17 protein-coding genes and 3 pseudogenes are annotated in these 16,425 nt (G+C 69.5%); 13 read left to right on the forward strand and 7 right to left on the reverse strand.

The window, feature by feature from the left end; translation table 11 throughout:
* Window positions 1-80 precede the first annotated feature (80 nt).
* A pseudogene (locus ACFY0D_RS34040) lies at window positions 81-236 on the forward strand (ATP-binding protein); the annotation flags it as partial.
* A 30-nt stretch (window positions 237-266) separates the two neighbouring features.
* Here ACFY0D_RS34040 and ACFY0D_RS34045 read toward each other — a convergent pair.
* Window positions 267-785 carry a pyridoxamine 5'-phosphate oxidase family protein gene (locus ACFY0D_RS34045; protein ID WP_390801850.1) on the reverse strand — a complete coding sequence of 173 codons (519 nt, stop codon included), beginning with the start codon at window positions 783-785 and terminating at the stop codon, window positions 267-269.
* Window positions 786-918: 133 nt separating this feature from the next.
* Between ACFY0D_RS34045 and ACFY0D_RS34050 the strand changes: the two genes are divergently transcribed.
* Both ACFY0D_RS34050 and ACFY0D_RS34055 read left to right on the forward strand, forming a co-directional pair.
* On the forward strand, window positions 919-2,271 hold the full coding sequence (locus ACFY0D_RS34050; protein WP_390801851.1) for an ISL3 family transposase: 1,353 nt from the start codon (window positions 919-921) through the stop codon (window positions 2,269-2,271).
* A 104-nt stretch (window positions 2,272-2,375) separates the two neighbouring features.
* Window positions 2,376-2,903, forward strand: a complete 528-nt coding sequence (locus ACFY0D_RS34055) for a GNAT family N-acetyltransferase (protein WP_390801777.1) — start codon at window positions 2,376-2,378, stop codon at window positions 2,901-2,903.
* Between the two features lie 158 nt (window positions 2,904-3,061).
* Here ACFY0D_RS34055 and ACFY0D_RS34060 read toward each other — a convergent pair whose 3' ends face one another.
* Complete coding sequence (locus ACFY0D_RS34060) at window positions 3,062-3,466, reverse strand: DUF1622 domain-containing protein (RefSeq protein ID WP_390801778.1); 405 nt, start codon at window positions 3,464-3,466, stop codon at window positions 3,062-3,064.
* Between the two features lie 140 nt (window positions 3,467-3,606).
* Between ACFY0D_RS34060 and ACFY0D_RS34065 the strand changes: the two genes are divergently transcribed.
* The 6 genes and pseudogenes from ACFY0D_RS34065 (at window position 3,607) to ACFY0D_RS34090 (ending at window position 7,427) form a co-directional block, all read left to right on the forward strand.
* On the forward strand, window positions 3,607-4,593 hold the full coding sequence (locus tag ACFY0D_RS34065; protein WP_390801779.1) for a magnesium and cobalt transport protein CorA: 987 nt from the start codon (window positions 3,607-3,609) through the stop codon (window positions 4,591-4,593).
* A gap of 201 nt (window positions 4,594-4,794) precedes the next feature.
* Window positions 4,795-5,841, forward strand: a complete 1,047-nt coding sequence (locus tag ACFY0D_RS34070) for a YihY/virulence factor BrkB family protein (RefSeq protein WP_390801780.1) — start codon at window positions 4,795-4,797, stop codon at window positions 5,839-5,841.
* A 207-nt stretch (window positions 5,842-6,048) separates the two neighbouring features.
* Window positions 6,049-6,252, forward strand: a pseudogene (locus ACFY0D_RS34075) (phage holin family protein); the annotation flags it as partial.
* On the forward strand, window positions 6,249-6,740 hold the full coding sequence (locus ACFY0D_RS34080) for a DUF3618 domain-containing protein (RefSeq protein ID WP_390801781.1): 492 nt from the start codon (window positions 6,249-6,251) through the stop codon (window positions 6,738-6,740). The pseudogene ACFY0D_RS34075 and the gene ACFY0D_RS34080, both read left to right, overlap by 4 nt.
* Before the next feature lie 160 nt (window positions 6,741-6,900).
* Window positions 6,901-7,008 carry a DUF4235 domain-containing protein gene (locus tag ACFY0D_RS34085; RefSeq protein WP_390801852.1) on the forward strand — a complete coding sequence of 36 codons (108 nt, stop codon included), beginning with the start codon at window positions 6,901-6,903 and terminating at the stop codon, window positions 7,006-7,008.
* A 92-nt stretch (window positions 7,009-7,100) separates the two neighbouring features.
* Window positions 7,101-7,427: a hypothetical protein gene (locus ACFY0D_RS34090; RefSeq protein WP_390801782.1), complete on the forward strand. Its 327-nt coding sequence runs from the start codon at window positions 7,101-7,103 to the stop codon at window positions 7,425-7,427.
* A gap of 219 nt (window positions 7,428-7,646) precedes the next feature.
* On the opposite strand, the pseudogene ACFY0D_RS34095 reads toward ACFY0D_RS34090, so the two are convergent.
* The 3 genes and pseudogenes from ACFY0D_RS34095 to ACFY0D_RS34105 form a co-directional block, all read right to left on the reverse strand.
* Window positions 7,647-8,497 (reverse strand): annotated as a pseudogene (locus tag ACFY0D_RS34095) (cation:proton antiporter).
* A 382-nt stretch (window positions 8,498-8,879) separates the two neighbouring features.
* On the reverse strand, window positions 8,880-9,542 hold the full coding sequence (locus ACFY0D_RS34100; protein WP_390801783.1) for a hypothetical protein: 663 nt from the start codon (window positions 9,540-9,542) through the stop codon (window positions 8,880-8,882).
* 696 nt (window positions 9,543-10,238) lie between these two features.
* Window positions 10,239-10,451, reverse strand: a complete 213-nt coding sequence (locus tag ACFY0D_RS34105; protein WP_390801784.1) for a hypothetical protein — start codon at window positions 10,449-10,451, stop codon at window positions 10,239-10,241.
* 445 nt (window positions 10,452-10,896) lie between these two features.
* Between ACFY0D_RS34105 and ACFY0D_RS34110 the strand changes: the two genes are divergently transcribed.
* Window positions 10,897-11,691 (forward strand): SDR family NAD(P)-dependent oxidoreductase, encoded by a 795-nt coding sequence (locus tag ACFY0D_RS34110; protein ID WP_390801785.1) that lies wholly within the window; start codon window positions 10,897-10,899, stop codon window positions 11,689-11,691.
* Between the two features lie 401 nt (window positions 11,692-12,092).
* Here ACFY0D_RS34110 and ACFY0D_RS34115 read toward each other — a convergent pair whose 3' ends face one another.
* The gene (locus tag ACFY0D_RS34115) at window positions 12,093-12,611 is read right to left on the reverse strand and encodes a winged helix-turn-helix transcriptional regulator (protein WP_390801786.1); all 519 of its coding nucleotides are present in this window, start codon (window positions 12,609-12,611) and stop codon (window positions 12,093-12,095) included.
* A 104-nt stretch (window positions 12,612-12,715) separates the two neighbouring features.
* On the opposite strand from ACFY0D_RS34115, the gene ACFY0D_RS34120 reads away from it, so the two are divergent.
* Together ACFY0D_RS34120 and ACFY0D_RS34125 are read left to right on the forward strand one after the other, a co-directional pair.
* Entirely contained in the window at window positions 12,716-13,501 is a 786-nt protein-coding gene (locus ACFY0D_RS34120) for an SDR family oxidoreductase (RefSeq protein WP_390801787.1), read from the forward strand.
* A 24-nt stretch (window positions 13,502-13,525) separates the two neighbouring features.
* Entirely contained in the window at window positions 13,526-13,885 is a 360-nt protein-coding gene (locus ACFY0D_RS34125) for a nuclear transport factor 2 family protein (RefSeq protein WP_390801788.1), read from the forward strand.
* A gap of 82 nt (window positions 13,886-13,967) precedes the next feature.
* Here ACFY0D_RS34125 and ACFY0D_RS34130 read toward each other — a convergent pair whose 3' ends face one another.
* Window positions 13,968-15,467: a carboxylesterase/lipase family protein gene (locus ACFY0D_RS34130; RefSeq protein ID WP_390801789.1), complete on the reverse strand. Its 1,500-nt coding sequence runs from the start codon at window positions 15,465-15,467 to the stop codon at window positions 13,968-13,970.
* Window positions 15,468-15,574: 107 nt separating this feature from the next.
* On the opposite strand from ACFY0D_RS34130, the gene ACFY0D_RS34135 reads away from it, so the two are divergent.
* On the forward strand, window positions 15,575-16,423 hold the full coding sequence (locus tag ACFY0D_RS34135) for an MBL fold metallo-hydrolase (protein WP_390801790.1): 849 nt from the start codon (window positions 15,575-15,577) through the stop codon (window positions 16,421-16,423).
* The last annotated feature ends 2 nt before the right edge of the window (window positions 16,424-16,425 follow it).

Raw genomic sequence — 16,425 nt, forward strand, 5'->3', positions numbered from 1 at the left:
GTGGAACGCATGGACGTCGAGCGAGTCAGCCGGATTGTCGACGATCCATCGTGCGCGACTGCGTCGTCGGCCGGCAGACCTTCGGCGGCTGGACCAAGACGTTCACCGACCCCCGCCTCTGCGCGGCCATCGTCGACCGTCTCACCTTCAACGGCACCATCATCGAGACCGGCACCGACTCCTACCGCCTCGCCAGCACCCGCGCCCGCGCCGAGGAATCGGCCAAGGCGGGCTGACCGCCCGGACAGCCGACCAGGGATGCCGGACTACCGGCCCGGCTTGGCCCAGAACTGACGCGGCGCGAAACCCTCGCGCCGCAGCCAGTGCTCGGTATAGACGATCCGCTCGGCCTCGATTACCACGAGAGGTCCCGATGCTGGTTCATCGAGAGAACGCGACCGTTCGACATGGTCGGACTGCCAGCGGAACGCCGGCCAGTAGTGCTCGAAATCGGGGTCGTCCTCGGACAGCACGCGAGCCCGCCCGAAGAGCTGAGCACCTCGGCTGCTGGCCTGTCCGACCAGCGGCGCAAAGATCCCCACCGACACCCTTGGGTCAGCGGCGAGGTTCCTCATCTTCGGCGAACCGGGAGCCGTGGAGAAGATCACCGCGAAGTCGAGGTGGAAGTACCGCACCGGCGTCGCCAGAGGCCCTTCCGGCCCTGCCGTCGCGAGCACGCACATGTTCTGCGATGACAGCAGATTGAGTATCCGCTCTTCCAAACGATCTCGATCGAGGCGCTTCTTCGGTGACGGGCCGGCCAGCCACGGGTTAGTCACAGGCATGATCAAGTATCTCATGCCTCCCCTCACTCTCCGGGGTCTGGCAGCAGGCTCAGCCGTCAGCAGTACCGTCGCAACTCGTCATCATCTCCGCAGCCGTTGATCACCAACTGCCGCGGCAAGTCATCAACAAACGCTGTCGAATGCTTCCTGCGGGCGGCGGACGTTCGTCGAGCAGATAGCAGGGCTGACGCGTCGCCACGGCCAGTGGACGGAACGGCTTCGCTCAACGCTGGCCGACATCGGGCTGGCTTTGGCCGGGCGGGCCGGTGCCCGTATGGCCCAGGTGCTCGGCGTCGGCGTCAGACGGAGCACGGTCCTGCGCCTGGTCGACGCTCTGCCAGAGCCTGATCCGCCCGCCCCGCGGGTGGTCGGTGTCGATGAGTACGCGACCCGCAAGGGACGGCACTACGGGACTGTCCTGGTTGATGTCGAGACCCGCCGACCGGTGGACCTGCTGCCCGACCGGGAAGCGGCCAGCCTCGCAGCATGGCTGGCAAAGCGGCCGGGGATCGAGGTGGTCTGCCGGGACAGGGCTCCGTTCTTCGCCGAGGGCGCCACCGCCGGCGCGCCCCAGCCGGTCCAGGTCGCCGACCGGTGGCACCTCTGGCACAACCTCAGTGAGGCGGCCGAGCGGAGCGTCTCCCAGCACCGCCGTTGCCTGCGCGTTCTCGTCCCCGCCGCTCCGCAAGCCGAGGCTGAACCTGCGCCGGAAGCCGAGGCCTCGGCCTCGCCGTGGACGACCAGCAGCCGCTTCGCCGACCGCACCAGGGCCCGGCATGCCACGATCCATGCCCTGCTTGAGGCCGGGCACAGTCGGCGCTCGATCCAGCGGCAGCTCGGCATGACCTACCGCACCGTCCAGCGTTTCGCCGACGCCGCACGGCCGGAAGACCTCTTCACCGGCCAGTGGCAGAACCGGTCCTCCGTCCTGGACGACTACAAGTCCTACCTTGACGGCCGCTGGCGCGAGGGCTGCACCAATGCCTGGAAGCTGTGGGAGGAGATCGTTCCCCTCGGCTACCAGGGGAGCTACGCGCGTGTCCGCGCCTACCTGCATCTCAAACGGACATCGCCACGGCCGGTGGCGGCCCGACCGCCGTCGCCCCGCGCGGTCGCCGGATGGATCCTCCGCCGCCCCGAGACCCTCAGCGAGTCCGAACAGCTCCAGCTCAAGACCGTCTCGACCAACTGCCCGGAGATCGCCGCCCTCACCCGCCACGTTCGGTCCTTCGCGACCATGCTGACCGAGCTCCAGGGCGAGCGTCTGCCGGATTGGCTCGACGCCGTCCGACAGGACGACCTTCCCCGTCTCCACGCCCTCGCGACAGGGTTGGAACGCGACCGGGATGCTGTGATCGCCGGCCTGACCCTGCCCTGGAACTCGGGCGTCGTCGAAGGACATGTCAACAGGATTAAGATGCTCAAGCGCCAGATGTTCGGCCGCGCCGGCTTCGAACTCCTCCGCAAGTGCGTCCTTCTGTCCTGACGCTCTGTGATCGCCGACAAACATTGGCCGCCTCTGGGTATCGACAGGCCAGCAGTGGCATAACCGCATGCGGCAGGTCAGTTGCACCTCTGAGAATGGTGCCCATGGTCCACCGAATCGAAGCGCCCAGTCCCGACGATGCTGCATCCGTGGGCCGTATGCAGCTCACGGCCTGGCTCCAGACCTACCCCAACGAAGACGCCGGCATTGATGAGACGTGGATCCGCGAGCAGCGAGGGTCCGCTGTCACCACCGAGGGCATTGTGCAGTGGCGAGAGTTCATTGACGAGGTCGCACGCCACCCTGACCGGCTTTTCTGCCGTGTCGTCCGATCCGGGGCTGAGATCACTGGCGTCCTCTGTGGCCGCCGGGACGAATTGGTGACCCTTGGACCGATGTATCTGCTGGACGAAGCCCGAGGCCAGGGCATCGGCGGTCAGCTGATGGGTGAGTTCTTCCTATGGGCGGACGGTGCTCCCCTGCACCTGTGGGTGACTGAGTACAACGGGAGAGCGATCCGGTTTTACGAGCGCCACGGGTTCCAGCTCACGGGTGAGCGTGAGCTGTGGCGAGACAGGTTGCCCAACGTGCGTATGGCGCGCGGTCTCGTGCAGCATCCTCGGATTGCATGAGACGCGGGCGATGCACAAGGTGATCGACCACAAAACTTGAGCCAGAACCGCTTGAAGTGAACAAAGCCACTCGCCCCGTCCGGGCACAGTCGATCACCTCGCAAGCCCCGTGTTCCCCGCCGCCCGGTATCAAACGCCGGTGGCGGGGAGCCGAATGGTCAGGAGGCTGCGGTCCGCTGCACGGGCTCCTTCTGGTCGGCTTCGATCTCGGCGCGCTCCTGTGCGATTTCGCGGGTGAGGAAGAAGTTGAGGATGGTGCGGATGGCGGCGATGGCCGCCAGCTGGCCGATCTCGGTGAAGCTGGGAGCGACCGCCGTGCGCAGGACGTCGCCTGCCAGCTGGAATTCCAGTCCCAGGACGAGGAAGCGGCCCAGGCTGAGGCGGATCTTGTTGGACTCGCCGATGAGGGAGCGCCTGCGCAGACCGGTCGTGGCGAACCGGGCGAAGGCCCAGACGGCGCCCGCGAAGATGATCAGTGCGCCGCCTGCCTCGATGACGTGCACCAGCCATCCGATCAGCTCCCGCACTCCGGACTCGGACACCAGTTCACTCGACGCGTTCATGGGGATGCTCATCACCCGCGTCTGCGCGCCTACACGAGCCTGCTCCGGTGTCTCCCGCCACACAGCGGACGCAGGACGAGAGCCGGCTGCGGGCGCATGAAATCGGGCTGGTGAAGCATGCGCGGGAGATGGAATGTGTCATGTACGACCAGGGCTCGGGCCGGTCGGAGCACGTGGAGTGCGAGCTGCCGGACGACGCCTGTCAGTCCGTCCTCAAGCGGCTGCGGGGCTTGGGCGAAGGCGAGTTCGCCTGGGTCCGGCTGGCGGACCCCTCGGAAGGCGAACTGGTCCAGCTGGCCGAGGAACTGGGCCTGCACCCGCTGGCCGTCGAGGACGCGCTCCACGGACGACAGCGTCCGAAGCGCGAGCGCTTCGGCGACGTCCTGGCCGTCGCGCTGAAGACCCTCCGATATGTGGAGGAACAGACGGCGGTGGAGACCGGCGACATCATGATCTTCGTAGGACATCGCAGCGTACTCACCGTGAGCCACGGAACGATCGATCCCTGCACCGAGGCTGCCCGCCGGCTGGACGCCGATCCGGACATGCTGAGCCATGGCCCCTGGGGGGTGCTGCACGCCGTGCTGGACGTGGCCGTCGACGCGTACAGCGACGCCGCCCGGAGGGTGCGCGCCACGCTCAACCGGCTCGAAGACGAGGTGTTCTCGACTTCCCGCGTCGACCACACCGAGAACATCTACTCCCTCAAGCGGGAAGTGCGCGAGTTCCGTGATGCCGTGCAGCCGCTCGTTCCGGTGGTCCAAGGCCTCCTGAGCGGCGGCCCGGGCGAGGAGGACCGCCAGTCGAAGATCGCCCCGTACATCCGCGACGTCGCCGATCACCTTCACCGCACGGACATCGAGGTGCGGACCCTGGACGAACTGCTGGACTCGGTCCTCGGCGCGCAGCAGGCCCGCGTGGGCACCTGGCAGAACGACGACATGCGACGCATCTCGGCGTGGGCGGCGATCTTCGCGATCCCCACGATGGTCGCAGGCGTCTACGGCATGAACTTCGAGCACATGCCGGAACTCGGCTGGACCTACGGCTACCCGCTCGCCGTCGGTCTCATGGCGCTCGCTGCTGGCGCCCTCTACCGTGCCTTCCGCCGCAACGGCTGGCTGTAGAAGCCGGCACCGGGGCCCGGGCCGCGCCGGCCCCGTGTCCTGGTGTTGTGCCGAGGGCCGGGGCGGCGGCGGCCACCGCCGAGACGTGGGGCAATCGATGCACCCCTGTGGGCAAGGCCCCGGTCCTCGCGTGCCTTCGCGTGCCCTCGCGGACATGAGTGGCGCCGCGGTGGAAAGTCGCAGGGTATGCCACGCATCCGTATGACACGCATACCCAAGCCAGGACCAGGCGGAGACGACCATCGCGGGGACACCGGCCACGAGAGCACGGCGGGCCCGGACCCGCGGGTGGAGGAGCGGGCACCCGACCGGCCCGCCGAGCTGCCCAGGCGGTCGTGGAAGGCCGTGCTGCGCGGCACCGTGAAGGAGTTCAAGGATGACGAGCTCGCCGACCGGGCCGCGGCGCTGACCTACTACGGGGTCCTCGCCCTCTTCCCCGCGCTGCTCGTGCTGGTGTCCCTGCTGGGCATCGCGGGGGAGTCCGCGACGCAGCAGGTCCTGGACAACCTGCGGAAACTGGCACCCGGCTCGGCGCGGGACGTGATCACCGACGCCGTGCAGCAGCTCCAGGCCCACTCCGGCGTCGGATCGCTCCTGGCGGTCGTCGGCCTCGTCGTCGCCGTGTGGTCGGCGTCCGGCTACATCGCCGCCTTCATCCGCACCTCGAACGCCGTCTACGACATGCCCGAAGGCCGACCCGTGTGGAGGGTCCTCCCGCTGCGCCTGGCCCTCACCGTCACGCTGATGGTCCTGGCCTGCGCCAGCGCGCTCATCGTCGCCTTCTCCGGCTCTCTCGCCCGGCAGGCCGGCACCGCCCTGGGGATCGGGGACACCGCCCTGACCATGTGGTCGATCGCGAAGTGGCCGGTGCTGGTCCTCCTCGTGACCGTCATGATCGCGATTCTCTACTGGGCCGCCCCGAACGCGAAGGGCCGCGGCTTCAAGTGGGTGACGCCCGGCAGCCTGCTGGCGCTGGCGATCTGGATGGCAGCCTCGGCAGGCTTCGCCTTCTACGTCGCGAACTTCGCCTCCTACAACAAGACCTACGGCACCCTCGCAGGCGTGATCATCTTCCTTGTGTGGCTGTGGATCACCAACCTCGCGATCCTCCTCGGGCTGGAGTTCGACGCGGAAATGGCCCGGCAGCGTGCGATCGCCGGCGGACTGCCCGAGGACGAGGAACCCTATGCCGAGCCGCGCGACACCCGTGCCTGGAGCGACGCCGACCGCCGTCGCATGGAGCACTGACCCCTGCGTGGAAGGCGCTCGCCGCGAGACCAGCACGGCACGGCCGCTCCGGCGTCGCCTGCGGCCGCCGACCGAGGGCGCGGCCCAGCACCCCATGGCCGTACGAGGCCGGCCTCCGGGCCGCTGTCGAGCCACCTTTCGTACAACGCCGGTCGCCGCGCGGGTGACGGCGCGGTTGCGGGGTAGTCGCGCCGTGAGGACGACACGGCAACCTGTATCGCCGCTCTCGCGCTCGTTCTGCCCGTGCGGGTGTCCGCCCTCGTCATCACCGCGGTCCTGGGGATCGTGGCGGCCGGGACCGCCCTGGCCGGAAAGGAGCAGCTCGCCCGGGCCGGAACCCCGGCTCCCGAGCAGACCATCGACAGCGTCAAGGCCGACCGGGCCGAGATCAAGGAGAAGGCACACCGATGAACGACGACGCCCGAACCAACATCGGCACCCCCGCCCCCACCCCTGCCGGCCCCGGCTCCGCCGAACTGCGCGATCAAGTCGAGCGCACCCGCGACGAGCTCGGCCAGACCGTCGAGGAGGCCCTCGCCGCGAAGGCCGACATCAAGGCCCCGGCCAAGGAGAAGACGGCCGCCGTCAAGAGCCGGGCCGCCGGGAAGGCAGCGCTGGTATCCGACCAGATCCGCGAGAAGGCGGGGCACGCCGCCCAGCTGGTGAAGGACAAGACCCCCGACCCCCTCCTGGAGAAGACCGCGCAGGCCGCAGCACGGGTACGGGAGAGTGCGGCCAAGGCGGGCCAGTACGCGACGGACAAGACGCCCGACCCGCTCCTGGAGAAGGCCGGTCAGACAGCGACGGCTGCACGCGCCAACCGCACCCCGCTCCTGGTGGTCGGAGCCGCCGTAGCGGTCCTCCTGCTGGTCCGCCGCAGCCGAGGACGTCGCCGATGAAGGCATCCAAGATCGCCTACAAGCCCGTCGGGCCGGCTCTGGGCCCTCTCAGCGGTGTGATCGCAGGCGCCGCCTTCAAAAAAACAGGCGTGGAAGATCCCTTGAGGGCGAGGGCGATGCTCCCGACGCCACCGACGAGCACCGGACCTGGAAGCAGATCCTGCTCGCCGCGGCCATCCAGGGTGCGGTCTTCGCCGTGGTCAAGGCCTCGGTCGACCGGTCGGGGGCCTCAGCCATACGGCGTCTGACGGGAACCTGGCCGGGCTGACCGGCCGCGGTGCCGGCCACCTTCCCCGAGCCGGCCGGCAGCGCCCGCGCGACACACCCCGTACCACCAACGCTCCCTTCACGGAGGAAGCCATGGCCGTACAACACGGTCTGCACGTCCTGGCCGCCGCGTCCGCCGCAGCCGTCACCACCGGCATCCTCACGGGGCGTTGGTGGCGCACCCGCGCCCGACGCAACAACGGACACGTCGCCGGCGCCGCCCGCCGCCCCGTACGCCGGACTGCATCCGCCCGGGCGGAGGCCGGCGCGGGTCACGAGCGTGTGGTCAGCCTGCACGCCGCCTTCCTCGACCTGACAGGAAATCAAACGCTGAAGGCAGCTGACGCGCACCTCGACCGGTACTGGGCGAGGATCGCCCCGCTCTACCCGCGCTCGGACACAGGCCGCGCCCAGACCTGACAGCTGCCGCCGGTCGGGCTGGGGGCCTCGGGCGTACGGCCCGTGGATGTACGTCCCTTCCCGATCACGGGTCACAGCACAAAGCGCCGGCCGTGCCACCAGGGACGGCCCGGCTCCGACACCGCGCTCCCGGCCCGCGGGCCGCGTCCGGCCCACTGGGCCCGGCCCCGGCTCCGGCAGGCCGATCACGGGAGGAGAGCCATCGGTGCTCGGCTCTTCTCATCCATCCGGGGCCGAGCGGTCGAGCCGGGCCGTGACGGGTGTGGCCGCGACGCCGTGCAGGAGAACCGAGAGCAACACGGTGAAAGTCACCACGGCCCACAGCTCGCGCGCGGGCGCGGCGAAATCGGCTTCGCCCAATGCGTACGCAAGACAGAAGAACGAGCCGATGCCCCGGATGCCGAACAGCGCGATGGACATGCGCTCTTTCCCCGTGGCATGGCCCCGCATCTGGACGGCCCAGCCGACGGCCGGGCGGATCAGCAGGAACAGCGCCAGTCCCAGAACGGCTCCCTGCCAGGTCAGCGCAGCAAGGCCAGACCGTCGTTGAGCCCTGCCTCGCTGGTCAGCGCGAAGCGGACTTCGTCCTCGTCGTCTTCAGCGTCGGTCGGCTCACCCACACGTACTTCTGCGGCCAGTACCGGGTCCGTAGGAGCAAGGGCAGCCGCCACCATGAGCGCGACGGCCGGCGGCCAACCCACCGGCCACCCCGCCACGGCTGCGGTGAGCAGGATCGTCAGGGGCATGGCCAAGCCCAGCAGCCGCCACGTCGTAGACCAGGCACGCCGGCCCGGAGGCCTGTTGATGGCCAGCCCCGCGCCCATCAACGCGACCACGACGCAGACCTCCGTGAGGTGCTCCACCAAGCTCCGGTGCCGGACGGGATCCAGTGCCGGAAGCGCGTCGAGCGGCAGCAGGAACACCAGGAAACCCGCTGCCAGGAACACCATGGGCAGGGACAGGGGCCGCTTCGCCAGGGCGGTCGGAAGCACCGCCGCGCACAGAGCCCCCGGCCCCGCGCAGGCGTACACGACGTCGATCCCGGTCAAACCCGGCAAGCCGATCACCATTCCCGTACGAAACCCTCGTGGGACCGTCTGCCCGATCTTGCAACGGGCAGCCTCGGTACACCTCTGCTGCTTCGGTGCGCGATGACCGTCGGCGCAGCGCGGGAGGACGCATGCCGGTTGGGAGGCGTGGTGAGCCGGGATGCCACGAGCGGCGGAGCCGACGGGCGCGGCGTCGCCCCAACGCTTGGCGGGCTGCGATGGTGTCCTGCTTTGCCCCGTCGTCGTCGAACAGTGCGGCAGCCGGGCCGGCGCGTCCGCGCGGGAGCGCATGCCCCCGCGGCCGGCCGTGTCCTCGACCCCGGGAAGAGAAATGGGGCCCGGCCCTCCCGAGTGGTCTCGGGAGGGCCCGGCCCGTGTCATGCGCGGCCGATCGCCGCCGTTCTCACCAAGGGCTCCGCACCCTGACGCCGAGGGCCCGGACGCGGTCCTGGGCCTGCGGGTCGAGCTTCAGCAGCAGGTCCTCGCCGACGACTCCGTCGCGCCGCCAGATGGTGCAGAGGGTCTCCAGACCCGCTTCGGCGACCTCCGGCTCCGCGTCGGCCGAGGTCTGCACCAGGGCTTCGACGACCGGCCTGCCCTGCAGTCCCGCGACCGCCCGTGCCATCCGGGCCCGCTGCTCCGCTGGCACGGCCGGGTCGGCGAGCGAGCGCAGCACGTCCGCCGTGTCGCGGGCGTCCTGGCAGGGCAGCACCCACACCAGGTACACGAGCTGCGCGCCGAGCACGATCAGGTACTGCAGTGGCACGAGCAGGGCCACGGGCAGCAGCAGGACCAGGGGCAGCACGATCAGCCAGCCGCCCCGGATCCGCGAGGGACCGCCGGTCGGCGGCTCGAACCGCCGACCGGCCAGCAGGACGAGTACGAACATGGTCACGACCGTCAGGAGCGGCACCACGATCAGCCCCGCTCCCAGCCCCGCGCCGAATGACGCCCAGAAGGGATCGTCGCCCAGAACGGGCAGCACCAGGGCCGCGGCCACCCAGCCGAGAGCGGCGGTCATGACGTAGCGCTGTAGGCAGACCCACAGCCATCTTCCCGCGCTCATGGCAGCTTCCTCGTCTCAGCAGCTCTTCGTGCAGGTGCCGTTGACCCACGTCCGGTCGTCACGGTCCTTGTGGAAGAGGCCGTCGAGACCGTCGGGGGCATAGTAGCCGCCGGTGTGGGCCATGCTGTCGTGGGCGATCCACCGCGGCTTCTGGTGCGGTCGAACTGGATGGGGACGGCCGGGACCATCTGGGAGGCCACGTCCACCTCGATAGGGGCGCCGCCGGTCGCGTACGACGAGATGGTGGGCTTGCCCGGCATGGTGTGGGACGGCGCCACGTTGAAGACGACCTCGCTCCGCGGTCCTCGCCCGGGTCCACGTACGTCGTGAAGGTCTGGCCCCGTCCTCCGTGCCGCCGTGCATCGCGTCGTCCGCGTCGTTGTAGTCCTCGTTGTCCTCCGGCTTGCCGAGGAACCGCCGGCCAGTTGGCCGCCGCCGGTCCGCGTGCGGAGCCGAAGGGGGGCGTGTACCGCTTGGACACCGTCTGGGTGTCGTCCGCGGAGACCGCGAGGGACGACGTTCCGTGGGCGTCGCCTGTCACGAAGGAGAGCTTGGCGGTGCCGGATTCGTTGGTCAGGACCGCGGCCTTGACGCCCGAGATGCTGTACGAGCGGGCGGCCCACTTCATGGCGCTCTTGAGGTGCACCTCGTTGGAGCCGGCGTACAGGATCGTCTCACCGGCCGGGTCGCGGCGGATCAGGAGTTCGCCTCCGCGTCGTAGACGTAGTCCGTGGCGGCGGCTCCCTCTGTCAGGTTGCCGAGCTGCTGCGGGCATGGGCCGATCGGGCCGGGCAGGAGCGACCCATCGCGTTCGTCACGGTACGGGCGGGCCGGCAGGACGCCCGGCTTCGACGGCAGCGCCATGGTGGACCGGGTCCTGACGGAGCTCGCCGGTATCGACGACCCCATCACCCTGGTCCTCGGCGACCTCCACGAGCTCGACTCGTCGGAGGCCCTCGAACAGCTCACCTCGCTTCTGACCCGCCTTCCCACCACGCGTACGTGGTACTCGCCACCCGCCGTGATCTTCCCCTGCGACTCCACAGGTTGCGTCTCATGGGCGATCTGGGCGAGATCCGCGGCCCGCAGCTGCGCTTTGCCGAGGCCGAGGACGAGGCCCAAGCCCGCGCATTGCTGGCGGCGTCCCGCCTGGAGCACCGAAGGATGAGGCCGATGCGATCTCCAGGGCCAGAGGATCAGTCGAGGACCGGCCGCAGCTGACGGTGGTCTCACACCCCGATGGCAGGGCACGGCGTGCCTGCGAGGACGCATGGGATCCAACGCGCACAATGCCCGTAAATGTTCTATTCATGAGCGAATCCATGCCGAGTTGATGACACAGGAGTGCGTGCCGATGGATCTGGAGCTCACTGGCAAAGTCGCCGTCGTCACCGGTGCCAGCAAGGGCATCGGCCTGGCCATCACCGAGTCGCTCTCGCGTGAGGGCGTGCGTGTGGTCGCCGGCAGCCGTTCCGAGACCCGTGAGCTGGCCGCGTTGCGCGAGAGGTATGACGTGGCCTTCGTCGCCGGCGATCTGGCTACCAGCGAAGGCGTGGATGCACTGATCCGGGCGGCGGTGGAACGCCATGGCAGGATCGACGTCCTGGTCAACAATGTCGGAGCCACCGAGCCCCGCACCGATTTCCTCGCCATCGACGACGCACAGTGGCAGCGGGGCTTCGACCTGAATTTCTTCAGCGCCGTCCGCGCCAGCCGCGCCGCGCTGCCGCACCTGCTCGCGGACGGCGGAGGCGCGGTCGTCAACATCAGTTCCATCAACGCCCGGCTGCCCTTCCCCACGGTGGTGGACTACTCGGCGGCCAAGGCCGCGCTGACCAGCCTTACCAAGGCGCTGTCGGAAGAGTTCGCGCCGCGCGGCGTACGGGTGAACGCCATCGCTCCGGGACCGGTCCGCACCCCGTTCTGGACCGCCCCCGGTGGCTTCGCCGACGCCGTGGCGGCCGGCGCAGGGACCACTGCCCAGGAGGCCATGGACGTGGTCGTGCCCCGGCAGACGGGCATCACCACGGGCCGCTTCACCGAGCCTCAGGAGGTCGCCGACCTCGCGCTCTTCCTGGCCTCGCCCCGCGCCGCGAACATCACAGGCGCCGAATTCCTCATCGACGGCGGCCAGACCAAGACGACCTGAGCCCGGGCGCGACGGTGCCGCGGGGACCGCGCGGATCGACGACATCGCCGATTGCGCGGCCGCCGGGCTTGCCGGCCTGATCGCCGACGGGCACCTCGATGTGCCGATCGCGAACGTCTATCCGCTGGAGCAAGTGCGCCTACTCCAGTGAGACTTCTCCAATTGTCCTGGTCAACGGTCGGGTCGCGGGCAGCGCAGTGAGGCTGCGGCGGTGTCACAGGCTCCAGGCAGGCTTCGGGCGCGACGCATCTCCACGGATCAGCAGTAGCGCTACAGAAGGGGGTCCTGGCCGCGGTGGCGTGACGAGGGCAAGGCAGGGCGCACCCGGTTCTCGGTGCGGGGCGGACGCGCACGGTGCGATGGCTCGGGGTGCGGGCGACCGGTCCTTCGCGGGGGCCCGCCTACGTACCCGGCGTTGGGGCCACGGGCACCGGTCGCTGGTGGGCGTAGCGGCTGCGCATGGCGTCGCTGGCCGCAGGGCCCGCTGCGAAGACGTAGGCACGGCTGTCGTCGAGCCGGCGGCCGGTCCCGGCGTCGACGACCACGGGCTGGACCTCCTCGCCGCTTTCCGCGTCGACGAGAATCATGCTGCGTTCGTCCGGCTCCAGCCGGGAATTGCCCCACGCGGCCAGGGCGACGATCACCGGGCGCAGGGAGCGCCCGAGATCGGTCAGCACGTACTCGTGGCGGACCGGGTTGGTCTGGTAGGGCCGACGCTCCAGCAATCCGTCCGTCACCAGTGTCTTCAGGCGGGCCGTGAGCATGCTGGAGGAGATGCCCAGGTTCTCCTGGAACTGATCGAAGCGGGTGTAGCCGTCGAAGGCGTCGTGGAGGATCAGCAGCGTCCACCATTCACCGACGTGTTCCACCGTCGTGGACAACGGGCACTCCCGGTCCTCCAGCCTGATGCGGCTCGCCATGGTGACCATCCCCTCGGTTACTGCTAAAGTCGAAGTCAGTAGCTGCTATTTTAGCAGTAACCGAGTGTGGTGCCGAACGTGCGCACCAGGGATCGGAAGACATCATGACCAGCCCCGTCAGTGAATCACTCGAAGGCCGCCGTGCCCTGGTCACCGGCGGCACCAAGGGCACCGGAGCCGCCATCGCCCGACGGCTCGCCGGCGCCGGCGCCGAGGTGCTCGTCACCGGCCGCGGCCGGCCCGAGGAAGTCGAGGAAAAGACCTTCATCGCCGCCGACCTGTCGACCGCCGATGGCGCCGACCGGGTGATTGCCGACGTGCAGGCACGCTGGGGAGGTGTCGACGTCATCGTCCACACCCTCGGCGGCTCCGAGGCGCCGGCCGGTGGATTCGCGGCGCTCGACGAGGAGGACTGGGCGAAGGAGCTCAACGTGAACCTGCTGGCCGCGGTCCGCCTGGACCGCGGCCTGCTGCCCGGCATGATCGCGAGGGGCAGGGGCGTGATCCTGCACGTCACCTCGATCCAGCGCCGCATGCCGCTGTGGAACGGCACGCTGGCCTACGCAGCGGCCAAAGCGGCACTGACCACCTACAGCAAGGGCCTGGCCAACGAGGTCGCCCCGCACGGCGTCCGCGTCAACACCGTCTCGCCGGGCTTCATCCAGACCGCCGCCGCAGACAACCTGGTCGCCCGGATCGCCCAGGAGTCCGGCGTCACCCGGGAAGCCGCCCTTGACCGGCTCATGGACTCGCTCGGCGGCATTCCCCTCGGCCGCCCCAACCGACCGGAGGAAGTCGCCGAACTCGTCGCCTTCCTCGTCTCCGACCGGGCCTCGGCCATCGTCGGCGCCGAACACGTCATCGACGGCGGCACCACCCCCACCGTCTGAGCCCCCACAGTCAAGAGGACCGTCATGTCGAGCCATCAGCCCCACACCATCACCCCGAGCGACTTGCCCAAGACGATCACCCGCTACTTGCGGGCCCACCACGATCACGACACCGCGACCGCAGTCGCCGCCTTCACCGGCGACGCCACCGTGACCGACGACGGCAGGACGTACCAGGGCGCCACCGCGATCGAAGAGTGGCTGAACCGCTCCGCCACTGAATTCACCTACACCATCGAACTCACCGAAGCGCAGCAGACCAATCCGACCCACTACGTCGCCACACATCACCTCGAAGGCGACTTCCCCGGCGGAAGCGTCGACCTGCGCTATCAGTTCAGCCTCCGCGACGATCTGATCGAGCGTCTGGTCATCGAGCCCTGATCCACCTGCGCGGCATCACGGAAGCGCGCATCGCACCTCTTCTCCCCGGTCGTCTTCGACGACCGTCAATGCACTGCCTCAGTCAGTGCGGCGTGAGGTGTGAGACGGCCGTGGTGACGGTGTCGAAGTGCAGGGTGGTGCGGGATTGCCGGTCGTACCGGTCCCAGTGAGGCATGGTCGGGTGGTTGGGGTCGCCGGTGCGGATGAACGAGATCCATGCCCGGTGCATGGTCCTCGCGAGGCCGTCCCCGGTCTCGCCGTCCATTCCCGACAGGAACGGCGCGTGCGACCACTTGTCGAAGTTGTCGAAGACGAACGGCAGGTCCAGGCAGTGCGGGGCACCCAGGCGGCCGTCGTGCGCGGGGGTGGGGAGGGTGAACTCGTACGTCCAGACCGGGCGGCCCCGGGCCGCCCGCGCTTGCGCGAATGCCAGGGTGGGCTTCCTGAACAGTTCGTCGGTGGTCAGGTCGACGAGCACGTCGACGGGCCGTGCGCCCGGGCGGGCGGCCTCGTACGCGGCGTACGCTTCGGCGGCGCCGTCGCCGAAGCTGTCCCGTGCCCGGCGCAGCACCTGTTCCCTGGTCGCCGACGCGTACGCCTCGCCCAGCGCGAAGGTGAACGCGGTCTCCTCCGCGGTCCAGCCGATGAGGACGTCGATGTCCGCGCCCGGACCGTCGAGCAGGTTCTCGACCGGTTGCCGCGCCGCCGTCACGCCGTCGAGCACCGGCACGAACGGGGTGGTCCAGTGCCCCCATTCCATGGTGGAGGCGAGCAGTGCGGCGGTGGCTCCGACCAGTCGCGGCCACGGCAGCCTGCGTAGCTCGTCCACGTCCTTCGCGCCGACGATCTCCAGATAGGCGGCGGTGCGGGCCAGGGCCTCGTCAGGTGTGGCGAGGGGCATGGCGAGCGGGACGCTCTGGAGGATGGCCCGGCAAAAGAGCCGCCCGCCACCGGCGTGGCCCGCGAGCGCCGCCGTGGACAGGGCGCCGGCGGACTGGCCGGCGACGGTGACGTGGTCGGGATCTCCGCCGAAGGCGGCGATGTTGTCCCGGACCCAGTGCAGCGCGGCGAGTTGGTCGGTCAGCCAGACGTTGTGGTGCTCGGTGCCGTCGTCCGATGCGCAGGACAGGAGACCGAGCGGTCCGAGCCGGTAGTTGAGGTTCACCACCACCAGGTCGCCGTCCCGGGCGAACGTCTCGCCCGAGTAGTTCGGCATCGCGCCGGACCCGGAGACGAAGGCGCCGCCGTGGATCCAGACCAGGACGGGACGGCGGGCGTCGTCGGTGCCCGGAGTCCACACGTTGAGCGTCAGACAGTCCTCGTCGAAGGGCGGGAGGCCGTGACTGCCGAGTATCGGGTCGCCCTCGCGTACGACCTGCGGCGAACCGGGGCCGTACGTCGTCGCATCGAGGGTGCCGCTCCACCCCTGATGCGGCTCTGCCGGGCGCCACCGGAGGGCCCCGACGGGCGGCGCCGCGTACGGCACGCCCCTGAACACGGCCAGGCCGTCCTCGACGGCTCCGCGGACCGGGCCCGAGCGCGTGTGCACGACGGGCGCGGTGCCGTCCTGAGTGAAACCCATGCGGTGCGTCCTTCCAGACCGGGATCGAGGGTCTTGGGCTCTTCAATTTATTGCGAATTTATGGCGAACGTCAATATTATTCGATCCATCATCGAGTGGAGGATCGAATGGCGACGTGGCGTATCGGTGCGACGACGGTTCACAAAGTGCTGGAGGCGGAGGTGCCTGTTCCTTGTGCGGGGGCCCTGCGGACGGATGACACCGCGCTCCTGAAGAGGTACCCGTGGCCCGCTCCTGACTTCAGCAGGGCCGACGGCACCTTCGTGCTCTCGGTGCACGGGCTCGTCGTGGACACCGGCACGCGCAGGATCCTCGTGGACACGTGCGTGGGCAACGCCCGGCCGTCGGTGCCGTTCCTGCAGATGCTGGACACCACGTGGCTCGACGACCTCACCGCCCTCGGCTATCCGCCGGAGTCGATCGACACCGTGGTGTGCACCCACCTTCACTTCGACCACATCGGCTGGAACACGCGGCTGGTGGAAGGAAAGTGGGTGCCGACCTTTCCCCGTGCACGTCACCTGGTCACACGCGAGGAATGGGACCACTGGACGAACGAGGCGGATGCGGACCTCCACGACACGATGCAGCCGTTGATCGATGAGGGTCTGGTCGACTTCGTCGGAACCGATCACCAAGTGTGCGACGGCGTACGCCTGGAAGCCGCTCCCGGGCACACCCCGGGCCAGGTCGCGGTCGTGGTCGAGTCCGGCGGGGACCGTGCGGTGATCACCGGTGACCTCGTGCACCACCCGGTGCAGTTCATCGAACCCGATGTGGCCGGTCTCGCCGACACCGACGTGGCGCAGGCCGCAGCCACTCGGCGGGCATTCGTCGACCGGTACGCCGACACGGGAACGCTCGTGATCGGCAGCCACTTTCCCGCCCCCACGGCCGGCCTGCTCCGGCGCGGCGGTGACGGGAGCGTGCGGTTCGTCGCGGACGGCCTGCGCTGAAT

This window comes from Streptomyces sp. NPDC001502 (assembly GCF_042894785.1).
Taxonomy (GTDB): Bacteria; Actinomycetota; Actinomycetes; order Streptomycetales; family Streptomycetaceae; genus Streptomyces; species Streptomyces kutzneri.